16 protein-coding genes are annotated in these 18,641 nt (G+C 39.4%); 12 read left to right on the top strand and 4 right to left on the bottom strand.

Annotated features, from left to right (window positions below):
- The first annotated feature begins 41 nt into the window (after positions 1-41).
- The 5 genes from sucC to lpdA all read left to right on the top strand — a co-directional run bounded on the left by sucC (position 42) and on the right by lpdA (position 8,002).
- Complete coding sequence (sucC, locus tag J7R07_RS03120) at positions 42-1,238, top strand: ADP-forming succinate--CoA ligase subunit beta (protein WP_208435485.1); 1,197 nt, start codon at positions 42-44, stop codon at positions 1,236-1,238.
- A 3-nt stretch (positions 1,239-1,241) separates the two neighbouring features.
- Positions 1,242-2,144 carry a succinate--CoA ligase subunit alpha gene (sucD, locus tag J7R07_RS03115; protein ID WP_208435484.1) on the top strand — a complete coding sequence of 301 codons (903 nt, stop codon included), beginning with the start codon at positions 1,242-1,244 and terminating at the stop codon, positions 2,142-2,144.
- A 157-nt stretch (positions 2,145-2,301) separates the two neighbouring features.
- Entirely contained in the window at positions 2,302-5,301 is a 3,000-nt protein-coding gene (locus tag J7R07_RS03110; RefSeq protein WP_208435483.1) for a 2-oxoglutarate dehydrogenase E1 component, read from the top strand.
- A 32-nt stretch (positions 5,302-5,333) separates the two neighbouring features.
- A complete protein-coding gene (gene odhB / locus J7R07_RS03105) occupies positions 5,334-6,563 on the top strand; it encodes a 2-oxoglutarate dehydrogenase complex dihydrolipoyllysine-residue succinyltransferase (RefSeq protein WP_208435482.1) in 1,230 nt (409 codons plus the stop codon).
- A 32-nt stretch (positions 6,564-6,595) separates the two neighbouring features.
- Entirely contained in the window at positions 6,596-8,002 is a 1,407-nt protein-coding gene (lpdA, locus tag J7R07_RS03100; RefSeq protein WP_208435481.1) for a dihydrolipoyl dehydrogenase, read from the top strand.
- 131 nt (positions 8,003-8,133) lie between these two features.
- Here the strand turns inward: lpdA and J7R07_RS03095 are convergent, their stop codons facing one another.
- Together J7R07_RS03095 and J7R07_RS03090 are read right to left on the bottom strand one after the other, a co-directional pair.
- Entirely contained in the window at positions 8,134-9,375 is a 1,242-nt protein-coding gene (locus J7R07_RS03095; protein ID WP_208435480.1) for a saccharopine dehydrogenase family protein, read from the bottom strand.
- A gap of 45 nt (positions 9,376-9,420) precedes the next feature.
- Complete coding sequence (locus tag J7R07_RS03090; RefSeq protein ID WP_208435479.1) at positions 9,421-10,518, bottom strand: carboxynorspermidine decarboxylase; 1,098 nt, start codon at positions 10,516-10,518, stop codon at positions 9,421-9,423.
- Positions 10,519-10,687: 169 nt separating this feature from the next.
- Between J7R07_RS03090 and J7R07_RS03085 the strand changes: the two genes are divergently transcribed.
- The 7 genes from J7R07_RS03085 to mnhG all read left to right on the top strand — a co-directional run bounded on the left by J7R07_RS03085 (position 10,688) and on the right by mnhG (position 17,458).
- Positions 10,688-11,170, top strand: coding sequence for a BA14K family protein (locus J7R07_RS03085; RefSeq protein WP_208435478.1), 483 nt, complete (start codon positions 10,688-10,690; stop codon positions 11,168-11,170).
- Positions 11,171-11,406: 236 nt separating this feature from the next.
- Complete coding sequence (locus tag J7R07_RS03080; protein WP_208435477.1) at positions 11,407-14,328, top strand: monovalent cation/H+ antiporter subunit A; 2,922 nt, start codon at positions 11,407-11,409, stop codon at positions 14,326-14,328.
- The gene (locus J7R07_RS03075) at positions 14,328-14,666 is read left to right on the top strand and encodes a Na+/H+ antiporter subunit C (protein ID WP_208435476.1); all 339 of its coding nucleotides are present in this window, start codon (positions 14,328-14,330) and stop codon (positions 14,664-14,666) included. Before J7R07_RS03080 ends, J7R07_RS03075 begins: the two co-directional genes overlap by 1 nt.
- 2 nt (positions 14,667-14,668) lie before the next feature.
- Positions 14,669-16,291 carry a monovalent cation/H+ antiporter subunit D gene (locus J7R07_RS03070; RefSeq protein WP_208435475.1) on the top strand — a complete coding sequence of 541 codons (1,623 nt, stop codon included), beginning with the start codon at positions 14,669-14,671 and terminating at the stop codon, positions 16,289-16,291.
- Positions 16,288-16,773: a Na+/H+ antiporter subunit E gene (locus J7R07_RS03065; RefSeq protein ID WP_208435474.1), complete on the top strand. Its 486-nt coding sequence runs from the start codon at positions 16,288-16,290 to the stop codon at positions 16,771-16,773. Before J7R07_RS03070 ends, J7R07_RS03065 begins: the two co-directional genes overlap by 4 nt.
- Positions 16,770-17,051 carry a K+/H+ antiporter subunit F gene (locus tag J7R07_RS03060; RefSeq protein ID WP_208435473.1) on the top strand — a complete coding sequence of 94 codons (282 nt, stop codon included), beginning with the start codon at positions 16,770-16,772 and terminating at the stop codon, positions 17,049-17,051. The genes J7R07_RS03065 and J7R07_RS03060 overlap by 4 nt, the downstream gene beginning before the upstream one ends.
- A complete protein-coding gene (mnhG, locus tag J7R07_RS03055) occupies positions 17,048-17,458 on the top strand; it encodes a monovalent cation/H(+) antiporter subunit G (protein ID WP_208435472.1) in 411 nt (136 codons plus the stop codon). Before J7R07_RS03060 ends, mnhG begins: the two co-directional genes overlap by 4 nt.
- A gap of 18 nt (positions 17,459-17,476) precedes the next feature.
- On the opposite strand, the gene J7R07_RS03050 is transcribed toward mnhG, so the two are convergent.
- Both J7R07_RS03050 and J7R07_RS03045 read right to left on the bottom strand, forming a co-directional pair.
- On the bottom strand, positions 17,477-17,869 hold the full coding sequence (locus J7R07_RS03050; protein WP_208435471.1) for an MliC family protein: 393 nt from the start codon (positions 17,867-17,869) through the stop codon (positions 17,477-17,479).
- A gap of 17 nt (positions 17,870-17,886) precedes the next feature.
- A complete protein-coding gene (locus tag J7R07_RS03045; protein WP_208435470.1) occupies positions 17,887-18,282 on the bottom strand; it encodes an MliC family protein in 396 nt (131 codons plus the stop codon).
- Positions 18,283-18,641 lie beyond the last annotated feature (359 nt).

Here is an 18,641-nt window from a genome sequence, read left to right as displayed (position 1 = left end):
GAGGATTAAGAAAGTGATCCCTAAAAGAAAAGGACAAATGCATGAATATCCATGAGTATCAGGCCAAACGGCTGCTTCATGAATATGGAGCACCTGTTGCAAATGGTGTTGCTGTTTATTCTGTAGAGCAAGCTGAAAAATGGGCAAAAAAATTGCCTGGTCCACTCTATGTGGTTAAAAGTCAGATACACGCTGGTGGTCGTGGTAAGGGGAAGTTTAAAGAACTTGGTCCTGATGCAAAAGGTGGTGTTCGGCTTGCAAAATCCGTTGAAGAAGTTGTTGCAAATGTCCAAGAAATGCTTGGTAAAACTTTGGTAACCAAACAAACTGGTCCGGAAGGCAAGCAGGTTAATCGTCTTTATATTGAGGACGGTGCTGATATCGAGCGAGAACTTTATCTTTCACTTTTGGTTGATCGTAGTGTTGGTCGGGTAGCTTTCGTTGTTTCAACAGAAGGGGGAATGGATATTGAAACGGTTGCTGAAGAAACACCGGAAAAAATATTAACTCTACCCATTGATGCTGTACAGGGCGTTACCTCTGCCGATTGTGCAAGGCTTTGTGATGCATTGGAATTGCATGATAGTACACGAAAAGATGGTGAAACGCTTTTTCCAATTCTCTATAAGGCGTTTTGTGAAAAAGACATGAGCCTTCTTGAAATCAATCCGCTTATTGTGATGAAAAATGGCCATTTGCGTGTTCTTGATGCAAAAGTTTCTTTTGATAATAATGCTATATTCCGTCATCCAGACATTTTAGAACTGCGTGATACTTCAGAAGAGGATCCAAAAGAGATAGAGGCATCAAAGCATGATCTTGCTTATGTTGCTCTTGATGGCACAATTGGTTGCATGGTCAATGGTGCAGGTCTTGCTATGGCAACAATGGATATCATTAAGCTTTATGGGGCTGAGCCAGCAAATTTCCTTGATGTGGGTGGTGGAGCTTCAAAAGAGAAGGTAACTGCTGCTTTTAAAATTATCACTGCTGATCCGAGTGTTAAAGGCATTTTGGTCAATATTTTTGGTGGTATTATGCGTTGTGATGTTATCGCTGAGGGTGTGGTTGCTGCTGTTCGAGAAGTTGGTTTGAATGTTCCTTTGGTTGTTCGTCTTGAGGGTACGAATGTTGAGCAAGGTAAAGCGATTATCAGTGATAGTGGTTTGAATGTTATTGCTGCTGATGATTTAGATGATGCTGCTCAAAAAATTGTTGCAGCCGTGAAGGGGGCTTAAGTAATGTCAATTCTTGTGAATAAAGATACAAAAGTTCTGGTTCAAGGGCTTACAGGAAAAACAGGAACTTTTCATACAGAACAAGCACTTGCTTATCATAGCACGCAAATGGTTGGTGGCGTTAATCCTAAAAAGGGCGGTGAGACATGGGAAGGCTCAAAAGGTGAAACTCTTCCTATTTTTGCCAGTGTTGCAGAAGGAAAGGAAAAGACAGGTGCGGATGCTTCGGTTATTTATGTTCCTCCTGCGGGGGCAGCGGCAGCTGTTATAGAAGCTATTGATGCAGAGATTCCTTTGATTATCTGTATTACGGAAGGTATTCCTGTTACGGATATGGTTAAAGTAAAGGCGAGATTAGAAAAATCAGAATCACGTCTCATTGGTCCTAATTGTCCTGGGGTTCTCACGCCAAATGAATGTAAAATTGGTATTATGCCTGGCGCTATTTTTAAAAAAGGTTCTGTTGGGGTTGTTTCACGGTCGGGAACTTTAACTTATGAAGCTGTTTTTCAAACGAGTCAGGAAGATCTGGGACAGACAACAGCTATTGGTATTGGTGGCGATCCTGTTAAGGGTACCGAATTTATTGATGTATTGGAGATGTTTTTAGCCGATGATGAAACCCAGTCTATTGTTATGATTGGTGAAATTGGTGGTTGTGCTGAAGAAGAAGCGGCGCAATTTCTCCGAGATGAAGCAAGAAAAGGTCGTAAAAAACCGGTGGTTGGTTTTATTGCTGGTCGTACAGCTCCTCAAGGACGTACCATGGGGCATGCTGGTGCTGTTATTTCTGGTGGTAAAGGTGGAGCAGAAGATAAAATTGCTGCAATGGAAGCTGCCGGAATTCGTGTGTCTCCTTCGCCATCACAGATAGGTAAGACTTTGATGTCGGTTTTGAAAGGCTAAAAGAAAATTTAATAAGAATATTTTCTTAATTCAGGTGGAAAAACTTTAGTATAAAAAGGTAAAACTTTTTTGAATATTTGTACCTTTATTTGCTTTGTAAGCATTGAAAAGACAAAAAGAGATATAAGGAGACGGAATAAATGTTCCGGAGAGGTATATGGCAAGGCAGGACGAGATAAATAGTCTTTTTGCACAAACGTCATTTCTGTATGGTGGAAATGCGGATTATATAGATCAGCTTTATGCCGAATACGAAAAAGATCCCACCAGTGTGGATTCACAGTGGCGTACTTTTTTTGAAAACATTCATGATAAAAAAGAAGATGTTCTTAGAAATGCGGAAGGAGCAACATGGCAACGTGATCATTGGCCATTAAAAGCAGATGGTGAGTTGGTGTCTGCTCTCAATGGTGATTGGTCTGTTCTTGAAAAACATGTGAGTGATAAATTAAAGGAAAAGGCAGTAAAAGGTGCTGTACAAAAAGGAACAACTTCTAGCGAACAAGATATTATTCGTGCAACGCGTGATTCTGTCCATGCGCTCATGATGATTCGTGCTTTTCGTGCACGGGGGCATCTTCATGCACGGCTTGATCCTCTTCAATTGGCAGAAAAGCTTGAGGATTACAAAGAGCTTTCTCCAGAAGCTTACGGTTTTACCACTGCTGATTATGAACGACCTATTTTTATTGATAATGTTTTAGGGTTGGAGTACGCAACTATTCCACAAATGCTTGAGATCCTCAACCGTACCTATTGTTCAACGATCGGTGTGGAATATATGCATATCTCTGATCCTGTTCAAAAAGCTTGGCTTCAGGAACGTATTGAAGGACCAGATAAACACATTGCCTTCACACAGAAAGGTAAGAAAGCGATACTTAACAAGCTTATTGAGGCAGAAGGATTCGAACAGTTTTTAGATACAAAATATAAAGGAACAAAGCGTTTTGGACTTGATGGTGGTGAAGCACTGATTCCTGCTCTTGAACAAATTATTAAATGCGGTAGTGCTTTAGGAGTGCAGGAAGTTATTTTAGGCATGGCGCATCGTGGTCGTTTAAACGTTCTTTCACAAGTTCTTGCAAAACCACATAGGGCTATTTTTCACGAATTCAAAGGGGGATCTTATAAGCCTGATGATGTAGAAGGATCGGGTGATGTCAAATATCATTTGGGAACTTCAGCTGATCTTGAATTTGATGGTAAAAAAGTTCATTTATCGCTTTTGGCCAATCCCTCTCATCTTGAGATTGTTGATCCGGTTGTTATTGGAAAAGCACGTGCTAAACAAGATCAACTTGTAGGGTGGACGCACAGTGATGAACTCCCATTGAATGAACGTTCAAAAGTCTTGCCATTACTTATCCATGGTGATGCTGCCTTTGCAGGGCAGGGGGTGATTCAGGAAACTTTTGGACTTTCAGGTCTTAAAGGTTACAACGTTGCTGGTTCACTTCATGTCATTATCAATAATCAAATTGGTTTTACAACAGATCCACGCTTTTCGCGTTCTTCACCTTATCCATCGGATGTGGCAAAAATGATCGATGCGCCCATTTTTCATGTAAATGGTGATGATCCTGAAGCCGTTGTCTTTATTGCAAAAGTAGCGACAGAATTTCGTCAAATTTTCCATAAACCGGTGGTGATTGATATGTTCTGTTATCGCCGTTATGGACATAATGAAGGAGATGAGCCTTCGTTTACACAGCCGCTTATGTATAAGGCTATTCGTGGTCATAAAACAACTCTTCAGCTTTATGGTGATCAATTGATAGCAGAAGGAGTGGTTTCTTCGGAAGAGATTGAACAGCAAGAAAAACTCTGGCGTGATAAGCTTGAAGTTGAGTTTGAAGCAAGCGCTTCTTATAAACCTAATAAGGCTGATTGGCTTGATGGGAGTTGGACTGGTCTAAAAGCTTCCAGTAGCACCGATGAACAATATAGTGGAACAACGGGTGTTGAGCTAAAAACTTTAAAGGAAATTGGTGAAAAACTTGTTGAGATTCCAGAAGGTTTTCACGTTCATAAAACTATTCAACGTTTTTTAAACAACCGTGCTAAAATTTTTGAAACCGGTGAAGGTGTTGATTGGGCAACGGCTGAAGCTTTAGCTTTTGGTTCGCTTTGTTTAGAAGGAGCACCGGTTCGTCTTTCCGGTGAGGATGTTGAACGCGGAACTTTTTCACAACGTCATTCAGTTCTTTATGATCAAGAAAATGAAGCACGTTATATCCCTTTAAATAATTTGCAAAAGGGACAGGCGCTCTATGAGGTTGTTAATTCTATGCTTTCTGAAGAAGCCGTTCTTGGTTTCGAATATGGATATTCCCTTGCCAAACCACGAGGGTTAACGCTTTGGGAAGCGCAATTTGGTGATTTTTCTAATGGTGCACAGGTCATTTTTGACCAATTTATTTCATCTGCTGAACGTAAGTGGCTTCGTATGTCTGGTATTGTGTGTTTGTTGCCTCATGGTTTTGAAGGGCAAGGGCCAGAACATTCCTCAGCACGTTTGGAACGTTTTCTTCAACTTTGTGCAGAGGATAATATGCAGGTTGCTAATTGTACTACCCCTGCAAATTATTTTCACATTTTGCGCCGGCAGATTAAACGTGATTTCCGTAAACCATTAATTTTAATGACACCAAAATCACTTTTGCGCCATAAGAGAGCTGTTTCTTTTCTCAATGAAATGGGACCAAAAACAAGTTTTCACCGTTTGTTGCTTGATGATGCAGAATGTCTCAGCGATTCTGTCATTAAATTGCAGAAAGATCACAAAATTCGTCGTATCGTTCTTTGTACAGGAAAGGTTTATTACGACCTTTATGAAGAACGTGAAAAAAGGGGTATTGATAATGTTTATTTGCTTCGTGTTGAACAGCTTTATCCTTTTCCTGCAAAAGCTTTGGTGGATGTGTTGTCGCGCTTTTTGCAAGCAGAAATTGTTTGGTGCCAAGAGGAACCAAAGAATATGGGGGCTTGGTCATTTATTGAGCCTTATTTGGAATGGGTTTTGACGCATATTAATGCGCAATATTCACGTGCACGTTATGCAGGGCGTCCTGCAAGTGCATCTCCGGCCTCTGGGCTGATGGTGAAACATCTTGAACAGCTTGCTGCGTTTCTTGAAGACGCGTTAGGCGCTTAATTTATGACTACTCTGATGTATGGAAAGATATTATGAATACTGAAATCCGTGTTCCTACTTTGGGCGAATCGGTTACCGAAGCAACGGTTGGTAAATGGTTTAAAAAACTTGGCGAAGCTGTTGCTATGGATGAGCCCTTAGTTGAATTAGAAACAGATAAAGTAACAGTTGAGGTTCCTTCGCCTGTTGCAGGGAAATTATCTGAAGTCATTGCAAAGGAAGGTGATACGGTTGAAGTGAATGCGCTCTTGGGAGCGGTTGAAGCTGGAGCAGCCGGTGTTTCCAAATCATTGCCGTTTTCTGATGAATCTATGTCTGCTGCTTCGTCTAAATTGAAGCAGTCTTCTCCGAGCAATATAATGCCTCCCGCACCTTCAGCAGCAAAATTAATGGCAGAAAATAATATTGCAAAAAGCGATATTTCAGGTTCTGGAAAACGTGAACAAATTCTCAAAGAAGATGTTCTTAATATGCTGACACAAGGTATAAAAACCTCTGCCCCCACGACCTCTACAGCCAGCTCTGCTTCTGTATCTAACTCTTCAGCTGCTTCTGTTCAGGAAATGCGCGAGGAGCGGGTGCGTATGACGAAACTGCGCCAAACAATTGCACGTCGTCTTAAAGATGCACAGAATACAGCGGCAATGTTAACCACATTTAATGAAGTCGATATGTCGGCGGTGATGGATTTACGCAAACGTTATAAGGACCTTTTTGAGAAGAAACATGGTGTTAAGCTTGGTTTTATGGGGTTTTTTACTAAGGCTGTTTGTCATGCTTTAAAAGAATTACCTGCTGTTAATGCAGAAATTGATGGAACAGATGTTATTTACAAGAACTATGTCAATGCAGGAATTGCTGTTGGAACAGATAAAGGGCTTGTTGTTCCCGTTGTTCGTGATGCAGACCAAATGTCACTTGCAGAAATTGAAAAAGAGATTGGACGTTTGGGGCGTCTTGCGCGTGATGGGAAGTTAGCAGTTTCTGATATGCAAGGTGGGACTTTTACGATCACCAATGGGGGGGTTTATGGATCGTTAATGTCAACGCCGATTTTGAATGCACCACAGTCTGGTATTTTGGGAATGCATGCAATTAAAGAACGCCCAATGGTTGTGGGGGGACAAATTGTAATCCGCCCCATGATGTATTTAGCACTTTCTTATGATCATCGTATTGTAGATGGCCAAGAAGCTGTAACTTTCCTTGTGCGTGTTAAGGAAAGTTTAGAAGATCCGGAACGCCTTGTTCTTGATTTGTAAAAGTACAATTTTCAGGATGAAAGGAAAAACGGATGTCTTATGATGTGGTTGTGATTGGAGCAGGGCCAGGTGGTTATGTTGCAGCAATAAAGGCGGCACAATTGGGGCTTAAAACAGCAATTATTGAAAAGCGTATGACACTAGGTGGTACATGTCTTAATGTGGGTTGTATTCCTTCTAAAGCGTTGTTGCATGCGTCAGAAGTGTTTGCTGAAACACAACATGGCTTTGAGACACTTGGTATTTCTATTGGCAAATCTAAACTTAATCTTGAACAGATGATGGCGCATAAAAAAGCTGTTGTGACAGCTAATACGAGTGGTATCTCTTTTTTGATGAAAAAGAATAAAGTTGAGACTTTTTTTGGTACAGCCAAAATTTTAGGCGCAGGTCAAATTGAAATCGTTGCTCGTGATAATAGTATACAAACGATTGAAACAAAAAATATTATTATTGCTACAGGTTCAGAGAGTTCGGGTATTCCAGGTGTCAATGTTGAAATTGATGAAAAGATTATTGTCTCTTCTACTGGAGCATTAGCTCTTGAGAAAGTACCAGCGCGTATGATTGTTGTTGGAGCTGGTGTTATTGGTTCAGAGCTTGGTTCGGTTTGGAGCCGTTTGGGTGCTAAGGTAACCATTATTGAATATCTTAATAAAGTGTTAGGATCAATGGATGGTGAGGTTTCACGGCAGTTCCAAAAAATAATGGAGAAACAAGGGATTGAATATAAGACAGGTGCAAAGGTAACGGCTATTACAAAATCTGGTTCAGCGGCTCAGGTGTGTTTTGAAGCGGTCAAAGGTGGTGCAGCTGAGACTTTAGATGCTGATGTTGTGCTCATTGCTACTGGACGTTCTCCATATACGAAAGGTCTTGGTTTAATAGAAGCTGGTGTGAAAGTGGATGAGCGCGGTTTTATTGACATTGACGCACATTGGCAAACAAATATTCCAGGAATTTATGCTATTGGTGATGTTGTTAAAGGACCAATGTTGGCCCATAAGGCGGAGGAAGAAGGTGTCGCTGTAGCGGAAATTTTGGCTGGTCAGAAAGGTCATGTTAATTTTGATGTCATTCCTAGTGTTGTTTATACACAGCCGGAAATTGCCAGCGTGGGGAAGACAGAAGAAGAACTTAAAACTGCCGGTATTGATTATAATGTTGGGAAGTTTCCTTTCATGGCCAATGGTCGCGCACGTGCAATGCAAAGGAATGATGGGTTTGTTAAAATCCTTGCTGATAAAAAAACAGATCGAGTTTTTGGTGGACATATCCTTGGGTTTGGTGCGGGAGAAATGATCCATGAAATTGCAGTTTTAATGGAATTTGGTGGTTCATCAGAAGATCTGGGGCGTTGTTGCCATGCACATCCTACTTTATCAGAGGCCGTGCGGGAAGCAGCTTTAGCGACGTTTGCTAAACCACTTCATATCTAGACCGCGTTTAGAATTCTATAACGCTTCTTAAAAAAGCTTAAAAGATGTTTTTACTATTTGCACGTTGTATGTTTTAAGAAAAACCGCCCTTTTAGGGGCGGTTTTCTCTCTTTTAGTGATATATCAAGAGTTTAAAACTGTAATTTTTTCTCTTCTTTTTGTTCTCTCATCCAAGTGGGAAGTCCCATATTATCAAGGTGTCTAAGGAACGGCTGCGGTGGTAATTCTTCTACATTAGCCATGGTTTTAATATCCCATTCACCAGTGGCAATAAGAAGAGCTGCTGCTGCTGCCGGTACACCAGCTGTATAAGAAATACCTTGTGCACCAGTTTCATTAAAAGCTTGTTTGTGATCGGCTATATTATAAATAAAAACTTCTCTTGGTTTTCCATCTTTTTCCCCTTTAATAAAATCCCCAATACAGGTTTTTCCTGTGTAGTCTGGTGCTAAAGAAGCTGGATCGGGTAAGACAGCTTTTACGACTTTCAAAGGGATAACTTCTTGCCCTTCTGCTGTTTTAACAGGCTGTTCAGATAAGAGGCCAAGATTTTTCAAAACAGTAAAAACAGTGATATAATGTTCACTAAATCCCATCCAGAAACGAACATTTTCCACATCAAGATTTTTGGATAATGAATGAATTTCATCATGTCCCGTCATATAGGCTGTTTGTTTTCCAACAACAGGGAGGTCCCATTCATGGCTGATTTCAAACATTTTATTGGAAACCCACTTTTTGTTTTGCCAAGACCACACCTGTCCTGTAAATTCACGAAAGTTAATTTCTGGATCAAAATTTGTGGCAAACCAACGTCCATGGTTTCCGGCATTAATATCAATAATATCAATATCGGTGATTTTATCAAAATAGCATTCATGTGCTAGCGCTGCATAGGCATTCACAACACCTGGGTCAAAGCCCGCACCTAAAATAGCAGTTATACCAGCTTTTTCACATTCTTGACGCCGAGGCCATTCATAATTGCCATACCAGGGAGGGGTTTCACAAATTTTCAAGGGGTCTTCGTGAATTGCAGTATCAATATAAGCACATTTTGTTTTGATACAAGCTGAAAGGACAGACATATTAAGAAAGGCAGATCCAACATTGATAACAATTTCGCATTTTGTTTTTTGGATGAGTTGAACAGTTTCTTCTATATTCATTGCATTGAGCGCATGACTCTTAAGAACACCACCTTGTTCTTTCATTACGTTTTTTTCTTTAATGGAAGCAATGATGTCTTCACATTTTTTAAGTGTTCGTGAAGCAATATGAATTTCACCGAAAATATTGTTGTTTTGAGCACATTTGTGCGCAACAACTTGTGCAACACCTCCAGCACCAATAATGAGAATATTTTTCTTCATTGTAAATTGATCTCCTTTTTAATACTGTTGTATGACGGCTATTTTTTATGAAAGGCTTTTTTGATAGTCATAATAGGTAAATTGGCGTTGAAGTATTAGTGTACCATCAAATTCTTTGATAATAATATCAGGCATTGCAACGCCATTAAACCAATTTTTCTTAACCATTGTATAACCCGCAGCATCCTGAAAAGACAATCTGTCACCTATTTTAATAGGTTTTGGAAACTGAAATGTCCCAAAAACATCACCGGCAAGGCAGGATTTTCCGCAGACCATGATTTCATATGGTCCTTGATTTGGTTCTAACTTGGCACTTTCACGATAAATTAAAAGATCAAGCATATGTGCTTCAGTCGAGCTATCGACGATAGCAAGTTTTTTTTCATTATACAATGTATCAAGAACAGTTACTTCAAGTGTGGTGCTTTTTGTTATAGCAGCTTCTCCTGGTTCCAGAAAAACAGTAACACCATAGGTTTTTGAAAAATTTTTTAAGCGTTCTGCAAAAGTTTCTAGAGGATAATTTTCTGCTGTAAAGTGAATTCCTCCACCAAGGCTTATCCAGTCAACTGCAGTAAAAAGTTCTGCGAATTTTTCTTCCATAGACCCAAGCATTTGGTTAAAAAGATTAAAATCAGCATTTTCGCAATTGTTGTGGATCATTAAGCCATTGATGAGTGGTAAAACTTCTTTGATAGCACTTTGATTGGTTTCTCCTAAGCGGCTAAAAGGGCGGGAGGGATTGGCAAGATCAAAATTAGATGCACTGATTCCTGGATTTAACCTTATGCCTCGTTGAATGGTTTTTGTTGTGTCAGCAAAACGTTGAAGTTGTTGGATAGAATTAAAAATAATTTTGTCTGCGTAGCTACAAGCTTCTTCAATTTCATGATCTGCCCAAGCAACCGAATAAGCGTGAGTTTCTTTACCGAATTTTTCTCTTCCTAAACGCAATTCATAAAGGGATGATGATGTGGTTCCATCCATAAACTCGGCCATTAAATCAAAAACACTCCATGTAGCAAAACATTTTAAAGCAAGCAAAATTTTTGCTCCGGACATTTCACGTAAGTGAGCGATAGCTTCCATATTCTTTATGAGCTTAGATTTATCTATAAGATAATAAGGGGTTCTTATCATTTTTTATCCATTCTCTTTTGAAGGATCTTATTCTTGAGATCAACGTTTAGTACAGAGAGCAACAGAATGTCTCAAGAAAAAAGAGTCTTAGAAAAAGAATTTATTTCTGTCTAGCATTAGAAAGGTTTTCTGTAACTGCGTTTTGTTTTTGTATTTTGAGATTTGCATTATGTTTATGAAAAAAAAATTATGTTATGTTTTAGCTCTTGTTTTCATTGGCAGTTTTTTCATTATAACAACTAATATTGTTAATTTGGCACAAAATAAGAGTGATGTTGAAGCCAAAGAGATTTCTCAGGCTTTTGTCGACGAGCATTCGGTGCCTTTGATTTTTACAGGACGTAGAGAACTGAATGGTTTTAAGGGTTATCATCATTATCGGCGAGGTTATCGTAAGTATAGAGATAATTGGTGGTATCCTGAAGCCGCCTTTTTTACATCATCACATCCAGACAAAAAACGTGCGTCATTAAAAGTTGTACCAGATACGAAAAAAGCAATTTTAATTTCTTCTTTAGAAAAAAAGGAGCCATGGATGCTTAAAAAACACGTTGAATCTTGTCGCGCACGTTATCGTTCCTATAACAAAGAGGATAATAGCTATCAGCCTTTTCATGGATCTCGTAAGCAGTGTCTTTCACGCTTTTTTTAAGGGCAAAATGTAGAAAAATTTCTATCAAACCTTGTCGTATTCGTTATCGTCCTTAAAATAAAGAGGTAATTTGTAAGCTGCGGAGTTTTTTCTCGCAACAGTTGTTTTTTGAAAATTTTGAATACTTTTAAGTTTTGTTAAATCTTATTATCGTTAAGTGCAAAAATAGGGGGTGGAAATATAAATTTTTATTTTGTTGATAATAAAATATTTAAGAGCAATATGGAGCTTAAAGAATGACAATACGGGAAGCAGTGTTGATATTGCTCGTTTTGCTTCCCTTTGGGGGAAGCACTGTTATTGGTTTCTTTCGTTCGACAGCAAAAAATAATGAAGCGTGGTTTGCTGGGATTATTGCACTTTTTACTCTTCTTTTTACAATAATACTTTATCCAGCAGTTCGTGGAAACTGCGTGGTGCGTTTAGATATTCCTTGGCTTCCAGAATGGGGTGTTGATTTGATCCTCCGTATGGATGGTCTCACATGGCTTTTTTGTTTGCTCATTACAGGCATTGGACTGCTTGTTGTTGTCTATGCACGTTATTATATGGATCCGGCAGATTCTGTACCACGGTTTTTTTCTTTTTTTCTGGCCTTTATGGGATCGATGACAGGAATAGTCTTATCTGGCAATCTCATCTTTTTGGTTATTTTCTGGGAACTCACAAGCATTTTTTCTTTTCTGTTGATTGGTTATTGGTACCATAATGCAAGTGCGCGTGAGGGCGCGCGTATGGCTTTAACGATCACAGGTTTTGGTGGTTTTGCTCTCTTTATTGGGGTTTTATTAATTGGCTACGTTGTTGGTAGTTTTGATTTAGATAAGGTGTTGCAGTCCAGAGATGTGATCTGTTCAAGTCCTCTTTATAATCCTATACTCATTTGTATTTTACTGGGAGGATTGACAAAAAGTGCACAGTTTCCTTTTCATTTTTGGTTACCTGGTGCAATGGCTGCCCCAACACCTGTATCGGCTTATTTGCATTCAGCAACAATGGTGAAAGCAGGATTGTTTCTGCTTATTCGTTTATGGCCTGTCCTGTCTGGGACAGAATCTTGGTTTTGGCTGGTTGGTTTTTCAGGACTCTCAACACTTCTGCTTGGTGCTTATTTTTCTATGTTTCAGCAAGATTTAAAAGGGTTGCTCGCTTATTCAACGATTAGTCATCTCGGGTTAATTACTACGCTTTTAAGTCTTGGTAGCTCACTTGCTTGTGTTGCAGCGATCTTTCATATAGCTAATCATGCTACTTTTAAAGCTTCTTTATTTATGGCTGCTGGCATTATTGATCACGAGACGGGAACACGTGATATGCGTAAGTTGACAGGCCTTTATCGTTCTATGCCTGTTACAGCGACTCTCGCTTTAGTCGCGAGTGCTGCGATGGCTGGGGTTCCTTTGTTAAATGGTTTTTTATCGAAAGAGATGTTTTTTGCTGAAGCAGTTGAAATGCATATGGAATCATGGCTCGATTGGATTGCACCGTATGTGGCAACGCTGGCGAGCCTGTTTAGTGTGACCTACTCTATACGCTTTATTCATGGTGTTTTTTTAGGGGAAAAACCTGTTCATTTACCAAAAATACCTCATGAACCCCCACACTTTATGCGTTTACCAATAGAACTTTTGGTATTTATTTGTTTGGCAGTTGGTATTTTCCCCAATTTAACAATAGGACCTATTTTGGATAATGCAGTTGTCTCTGTTTTAGGGCCGATGACAATCCCTTATAGTTTAGCTGTTTGGCATGGTTTTACTACGCCCTTGATAATGAGTTTGGTGGCTTTATTAGGAGGGGGATTGCTATATAACATCGGGTATCGTTATTTTCTATCCTGTGATGATGGTCCTCCTTTTTTTCGTCGTTTTAAAGGGCCGCGTATTTTTGACCGCATTCTTGTGATTATTTCTTGGAAATGGGCACGGGCTGTGGAATCTGCTTTATCAACACGTCGTTTGCAAACGCAATTGCATTGGATTTTTTTGCTGTGCTTTGTATTTGTTGGTCTTTTGCTTTGGTATGATGGTTTTATTTCAAAAGGTTCTTTACCGCTTTTTCCGCTTGATATTCCTTTTCTTGCTCTCTGGGTGGTCGGCGGATTGTGTGCGCTTTTAGTTGCTTGGCAAGCAAAATTTCACCGCCTTGCATCACTCATGCTCTTAAGCGGAGCAGGACTTATGACTTGTGCAACTTTTTTATGGCTCTCTGCACCTGATTTAGCAATTACACAATTGGTTGTTGAAGTGGTGACAGTTGTCTTATTATTGCTTGGTTTGCGATGGTTGCCTAAGCGTTTGTACAATCCTGCTCCAATGCCTGTTCGTTTTTTTGTGCATTTGCGTCGTGTACGTGATTTCGTTCTGGCCTTTGTTGGAGGTGTTGGTGTGGCATGGCTTTCCTTTGCGATAATGACGCGTCCTCAGGGGCCGACAATTTCCGATTTTTTTCTGAAAAATGCTTACAGTGGTGCTGGTGGCCGTAATGTTGTAAATGTGTTATTGGTTGATTTCCGTGGTTTTGATACTATGGGAGAAATCGTCGTTTTGGGTGTTGTTTCGCTTACGGTTTTTGCTCTTTTACGACGGTTTCGTCCTGCTCCTGAAAGTATTGATGCTCCTTTTCAACAGCGTATTCAAAAAGCTTTTGATACAGTACAGCCTGATCGGAATGTGGGAGATACAATCTTGAACTACCTCGCTGTTCCTGCTGTCGTTATGGGGTGGCTTTTTTCGGTTATTGTCGCTTTTTCGATTTATTTATTTATACGAGGGCATGACCTTCCAGGAGGCGGATTCGTGGGTGGTGTGACTTTAGCGATAGGTTTTATTTTGCAATATCTTGCACGTGATATTCGTTGGGTGGAAAGCCATTTGAGGGTTTTGCCTTTACGTTGGATGGGTTTTGGCTTGTTGTTATCAGTTGTAACGGGAATAGGAGCCTGGTTTTTTGAGTACCCTTTTTTAACTTCCTTTTTTCAATATACTCATCTTCCGTTGGTAGGTAAGATTCCTGTGGCATCTGCTTTTTTATTTGATTTTGGTGTATTTTCTGTTGTGTTGGGAGCAACTGTACTCATTTTAATTGCACTGGCACACCAGTCAATTCGTAGTTATCGAATCGGTAAGAAACCTTTTTTGAAAGAGAAGGAAAATTAATGGAAATTGTTCTTTCTTTAGGTATCGGTGTTCTTGTTGGATCAGGTATTTGGCTTATTTTACGTCCACGAACTTTTCAAGTTATTCTTGGTTTGTCTTTACTCTCCTATGGTGTCAATCTTTTTATGTTTTCAATGGGCAGACCGCGTAGCAATGCTGCACCGATTGTTGACTCCTCTACAGTGATCAATCCAGAGAATTACGTGGATCCTCTTCCACAAGCTTTGGTTTTAACAGCAATTGTGATTGGTTTTGCAACGACAGCTTTATTTTTGGTTATCCTTCTGGTTTCACGAGGATTAACAGATTCAGATCACGTTGATGGGCGTGAGGTGTAGTAATGGAAGCCTGTGTGCATCATCTTCTTATTTTGCCTATTCTTTTGCCGTTAATCACTGGAGCACTCCTTCTTTTTTATGATGAACGTCGTGCAAAACTTAAATCATTCATCAGTCTTTCTTCTGCGGGACTGTTGGTTGTTATTACTGTTTTATTGATTCTGCGTGCTCTTGAATTTGCACCGGCTTCGGATATTTATCGACTTGGTAATTGGCCTTCTCCCTTCGGAATTGTGTTAGTTCTTGATCGTTTAAGTGCTATGATGCTTTTACTTTCAAGTTTGTTGATGGCTGCCGCGTTGGTTTTTGCACAGGCGCATTGGTACAAAGTTGGTCCTCATTTTCAATCATTTATGCAATTTTTCATGGTTGGGATAAACGGTGCTTTTTTAACTGGTGATTTGTTCAATTTATTTGTGTTTTTTGAAGTGATGTTAACGGCTTCTTACGGGCTTGCATTACATGGTTCTTGCCAATTGCGTGTGCGTGCAGGGTTGCATTATGTCGTGGTTAATCTTATTGCTTCATTATTTTTTTTGGTTGGTTCAGCACTCATTTACGGAGTTATTGGTACTCTTAATATGGCTGATTTGGCCGTAAAAATAAAGCATATAGCCTCGACGGATATTGTTTTGTTTGAAATAGGTGCTGCGTTTTTGGGTATCGCATTTTTACTCAAAGCAGGTATGTGGCCACTTAATTTTTGGTTGATGCCGACATATAGTACTGCAGTAGCACCCGTTGGAGCTGTTTTTGCACTTTTGAGCAAAGTGGGCATTTATATTATTCTGCGTTTGACATTGCTATGGTTTGGTCCTGAGAATGGGTATTTTAGCCATTTTGGTCATATGGTTTTGTTCTATGGTGGACTGGCTACTATGGCTTTTGGTTTTATCGGGATTTTGGCTAGCCAAGTTTTAGTACGTGTGGCAGCTTATAGTGTACTTGTTTCTTCTGGTACGTTGTTAGCAGCAATAGGGATTGGTCATACAGCACTGATAGCAGGCGCACTCTTTTATATTGTTTCTTCAACTTTAGCACTTGGCGCTTTTTTTCTTTTGGTGGAACTGGTTGAACGTTGTCAAGGTGTTGCTGCTAATGTTTTGACTGTGACAATGGAAGTGTATGGGGATGATGAAGAGGAAGAAGAAGATGAAGTGGGTACATATTTACCGGTAACTTTGGCAATTCTTGGCGCTTGTTTTGGTGTCGGTGCTCTTTTAATTATTGGTTTGCCACCTTTTTCCGGTTTTGTTGCTAAATTTATGATGTTTATGGCGGTCTTAAACCACAGTAAGGAAAATTTGTCTGATTCTCTACCGGTGTATCAGGATTGGCTTTTTATTATTTTTGTCATCTTATCTGGTTTTGCTGCTTTAATTGCTTTGACACGAATGGGTATTCGAACTTTTTGGGCTTCTCTTGAAGAGAGAATTCCGCGTGTGTTGGTGATTGAATTTGCACCTATTGCCACCCTCCTTGCTCTGTGCTTTCTTATAACAATTATGGCTGGTCCCGTGAGCCATTATATGTCTGAAACAGCTAAAGTTTTGTATAATCCTCAAAACTATATTGGAAGCGTTTTAGATGATTTTTCTCTTGAAAAGCGAAAGATTAAGAAATGAATTATTTTTGTCCTTTTCCCTTTTTTAGTATGGCAATTGTTTTTATGTGGTTGACCTTAAATGGTTTTAGTTTAGGCCAATTGCTTTTAGGGATTATAATCGCTTTGTTTAGTGGTTGGATAATGCGGTTTCTTGAACCGGAAAAGATCACTATTAAAAGTTGGCATGCAATTTTTTGTCTGATTTTTCGCGTGTTAATCGATTCTATAATTTCAAATATTGCGGTAGCTTGCTTTGTTTTAACAAAAAGATCTCAAAAGCAGCAGTCTAGGTTTATTGTGATGCCTCTTTTGCTTGAGAGTCGTACAGCTTTGGCTGTTTTAGCATGTATCTTCTCTGTTACTCCAGGGACTGTTTGGATTGCCTATAATAGAAAAAATAGTGAAATTTTGCTTCATATTTTAAATTTTAAAGATGGATATAATTATCAACAGTTTATTAGACAACGGTATGAGCAATTGCTTTTGGAGATCTTCTCATGAGTATGATAATCCTTTATTGGGGAATTTCTCTTTCGCAGTTTTTTTTGAGTTTGGCAATGATTCTCGCGTTGTTTCGATTGATTCGTGGTCCACGGGCGCAAGATCGAATTGTAGGCTTAGATGCCCTTTATATAATAACTATTCTGCTATTCCTTACATTTGATATTCGTTCAGGAACAACCATTTATTTTGTCGCAGCTCTCATTATTGGGTTGTTAGGTCCTGTCTCAAGTATTGCTTTGGCAAAGTTTTTAATGCGCGGAGAAATTATTGAATGAATGATGATGTATCGCTTGTGGTTGCTATTGCTGTCACAGTTTTTTTGATATTGGGATCCGGTCTCACATTAATTGGAACGATAGGGTTAGTACGTCTTTCCAATTTTTATAAACGCTTACATATGCTTTCACTTAGTACAAGTTGGGGTGCTGGAAGTATTCTCATTGCTTCGTTTCTTTATTCCACGTTTGTAGACCATCATTTTGTGTTTCATGAAATATTGTTAATGCTTTTCTTGCTCGTAACAATACCCATAGCTTCCATACTGATATCACAAGCGGCAGCTTATCGACACCATTCAGAAAACAAACCAGAAATACCGCTGACTCTTCTATCGCAACAAACGCAAAAACATACTTCTACATCAGAAACAATATCATGCGATAAGAGCCAGCGCGATTCTTGACATGCAATGGTCTTTATTTTATTGCGCGTCTTTTTTTTCTACACAGCTGATTGGTTTTTCCTCTTTTGGATCATTTATGAGATCATAAAATATGGCTTCGTTTCTTTGTGTCCACCAAATATATGGCCCTCCTACATACTTTGCTCCAGAAGCGGCAATAACATTGGAACCAATGATACGATTCCCTTTCCATTTTAAATCAACAAGCGAGATATTGTTTGCATTGTGATAGGTTGCTTCAAAAGGCTCTTTACTTGTTCCCATATCACATTGGTAGACAACAGTTTCCGTTGTTGGTACTGGATCATCTGGCACCTCAATGATTAAAGAATTCGCAAAAGCACTGACTGAACCAAAGAATAATAAACTTAAAATTGCGAAAAATCGCAGAGTAAAAGAAGTTTGTTTCATAATATTTCCTTTGTTCTTTAGAATAATAACATTTTTTCATCTTTACAAAGAATAGGCTTTTTCTCTTCTGGATCATTAATAAGATCGTAAAGAGTCACCCCATTGTTCTTTTCCCACCAGATATACTGGGCTCCTGCATATTTTACTCCCGAGTTGGCTATGATATTTGCAGCAATTACGCGATCGCCTTTCCATTTGAAATCAACCAACGAAATATTATTAGCTGTTAGGTAGATTGCTTCAACTCGCTCTTTGCTCATTCCGGTATCGCATTGATAGACAATAGTTCGTGTTTGTGGTTCTGGGTTGTTTGGTACTTCAAGGATTAAAGAACCAGCTAAAGCATTGCTTGAGCTAAAGAGTGATAGACTTGAAGCGGCTAAAAATCCTAAAATATGTAGAGTTTTTTTCATAATGCTTCCCTATATATTGTGCAGAAAAATAATTTTACTTATGCGATGGCGTCTACGGCAGGATTCGAACCTGCGACCCCAGGATTCATACCACTTCGATTTTCACCGCCAGTTTTATAGACTGTTCGTGGTCTGGACTGTCTCTTCACCTTGAAGCTCGTGCTCTTTAGGTGCTGCCCGTTCAGTCTCTACACCTTCCTCCTATTTAAAGAGAGGCTTGGCTCGGGATTGGCATATAGTTTCCTATGAAGCTTTCCCCGAATTTGAGCAGATCCACTTTGAGGATTTCTCCTTAAGGCGCCCAATTTTTAGGAATCCTGTGCTCTATCCTACTGAGCTACGCAGACATCATCATACTT

Source organism: Bartonella phoceensis, from assembly GCF_902825145.1.
GTDB lineage: Bacteria > Pseudomonadota > Alphaproteobacteria > Rhizobiales > Rhizobiaceae > Bartonella > Bartonella phoceensis.
Note: the sequence above shows the minus strand (reverse complement) of the source record. Positions and strands in the feature narration are given on the sequence as shown.

Excerpts from the sequence above, each read along its gene's own strand:
- sucC (WP_208435485.1), top strand. The coding sequence starts at position 42 with ATGAATATCCATGAGTATCAGGCCAAACGGCTGCTTCATGAATATGGA.
- sucD (WP_208435484.1), top strand. The coding sequence starts at position 1,242 with ATGTCAATTCTTGTGAATAAAGATACAAAAGTTCTGGTTCAAGGGCTT.
- J7R07_RS03110 (WP_208435483.1), top strand. The coding sequence starts at position 2,302 with ATGGCAAGGCAGGACGAGATAAATAGTCTTTTTGCACAAACGTCATTT.
- odhB (WP_208435482.1), top strand. The coding sequence starts at position 5,334 with ATGAATACTGAAATCCGTGTTCCTACTTTGGGCGAATCGGTTACCGAA.
- lpdA (WP_208435481.1), top strand. The coding sequence starts at position 6,596 with ATGTCTTATGATGTGGTTGTGATTGGAGCAGGGCCAGGTGGTTATGTT.
- J7R07_RS03095 (WP_208435480.1), bottom strand. The coding sequence starts at position 9,375 with ATGAAGAAAAATATTCTCATTATTGGTGCTGGAGGTGTTGCACAAGTT.
- J7R07_RS03090 (WP_208435479.1), bottom strand. The coding sequence starts at position 10,518 with ATGATAAGAACCCCTTATTATCTTATAGATAAATCTAAGCTCATAAAG.
- J7R07_RS03085 (WP_208435478.1), top strand. The coding sequence starts at position 10,688 with ATGTTTATGAAAAAAAAATTATGTTATGTTTTAGCTCTTGTTTTCATT.
- J7R07_RS03080 (WP_208435477.1), top strand. The coding sequence starts at position 11,407 with ATGACAATACGGGAAGCAGTGTTGATATTGCTCGTTTTGCTTCCCTTT.
- J7R07_RS03075 (WP_208435476.1), top strand. The coding sequence starts at position 14,328 with ATGGAAATTGTTCTTTCTTTAGGTATCGGTGTTCTTGTTGGATCAGGT.
- J7R07_RS03070 (WP_208435475.1), top strand. The coding sequence starts at position 14,669 with ATGGAAGCCTGTGTGCATCATCTTCTTATTTTGCCTATTCTTTTGCCG.
- J7R07_RS03065 (WP_208435474.1), top strand. The coding sequence starts at position 16,288 with ATGAATTATTTTTGTCCTTTTCCCTTTTTTAGTATGGCAATTGTTTTT.
- J7R07_RS03060 (WP_208435473.1), top strand. The coding sequence starts at position 16,770 with ATGAGTATGATAATCCTTTATTGGGGAATTTCTCTTTCGCAGTTTTTT.
- mnhG (WP_208435472.1), top strand. The coding sequence starts at position 17,048 with ATGAATGATGATGTATCGCTTGTGGTTGCTATTGCTGTCACAGTTTTT.
- J7R07_RS03050 (WP_208435471.1), bottom strand. The coding sequence starts at position 17,869 with ATGAAACAAACTTCTTTTACTCTGCGATTTTTCGCAATTTTAAGTTTA.
- J7R07_RS03045 (WP_208435470.1), bottom strand. The coding sequence starts at position 18,282 with ATGAAAAAAACTCTACATATTTTAGGATTTTTAGCCGCTTCAAGTCTA.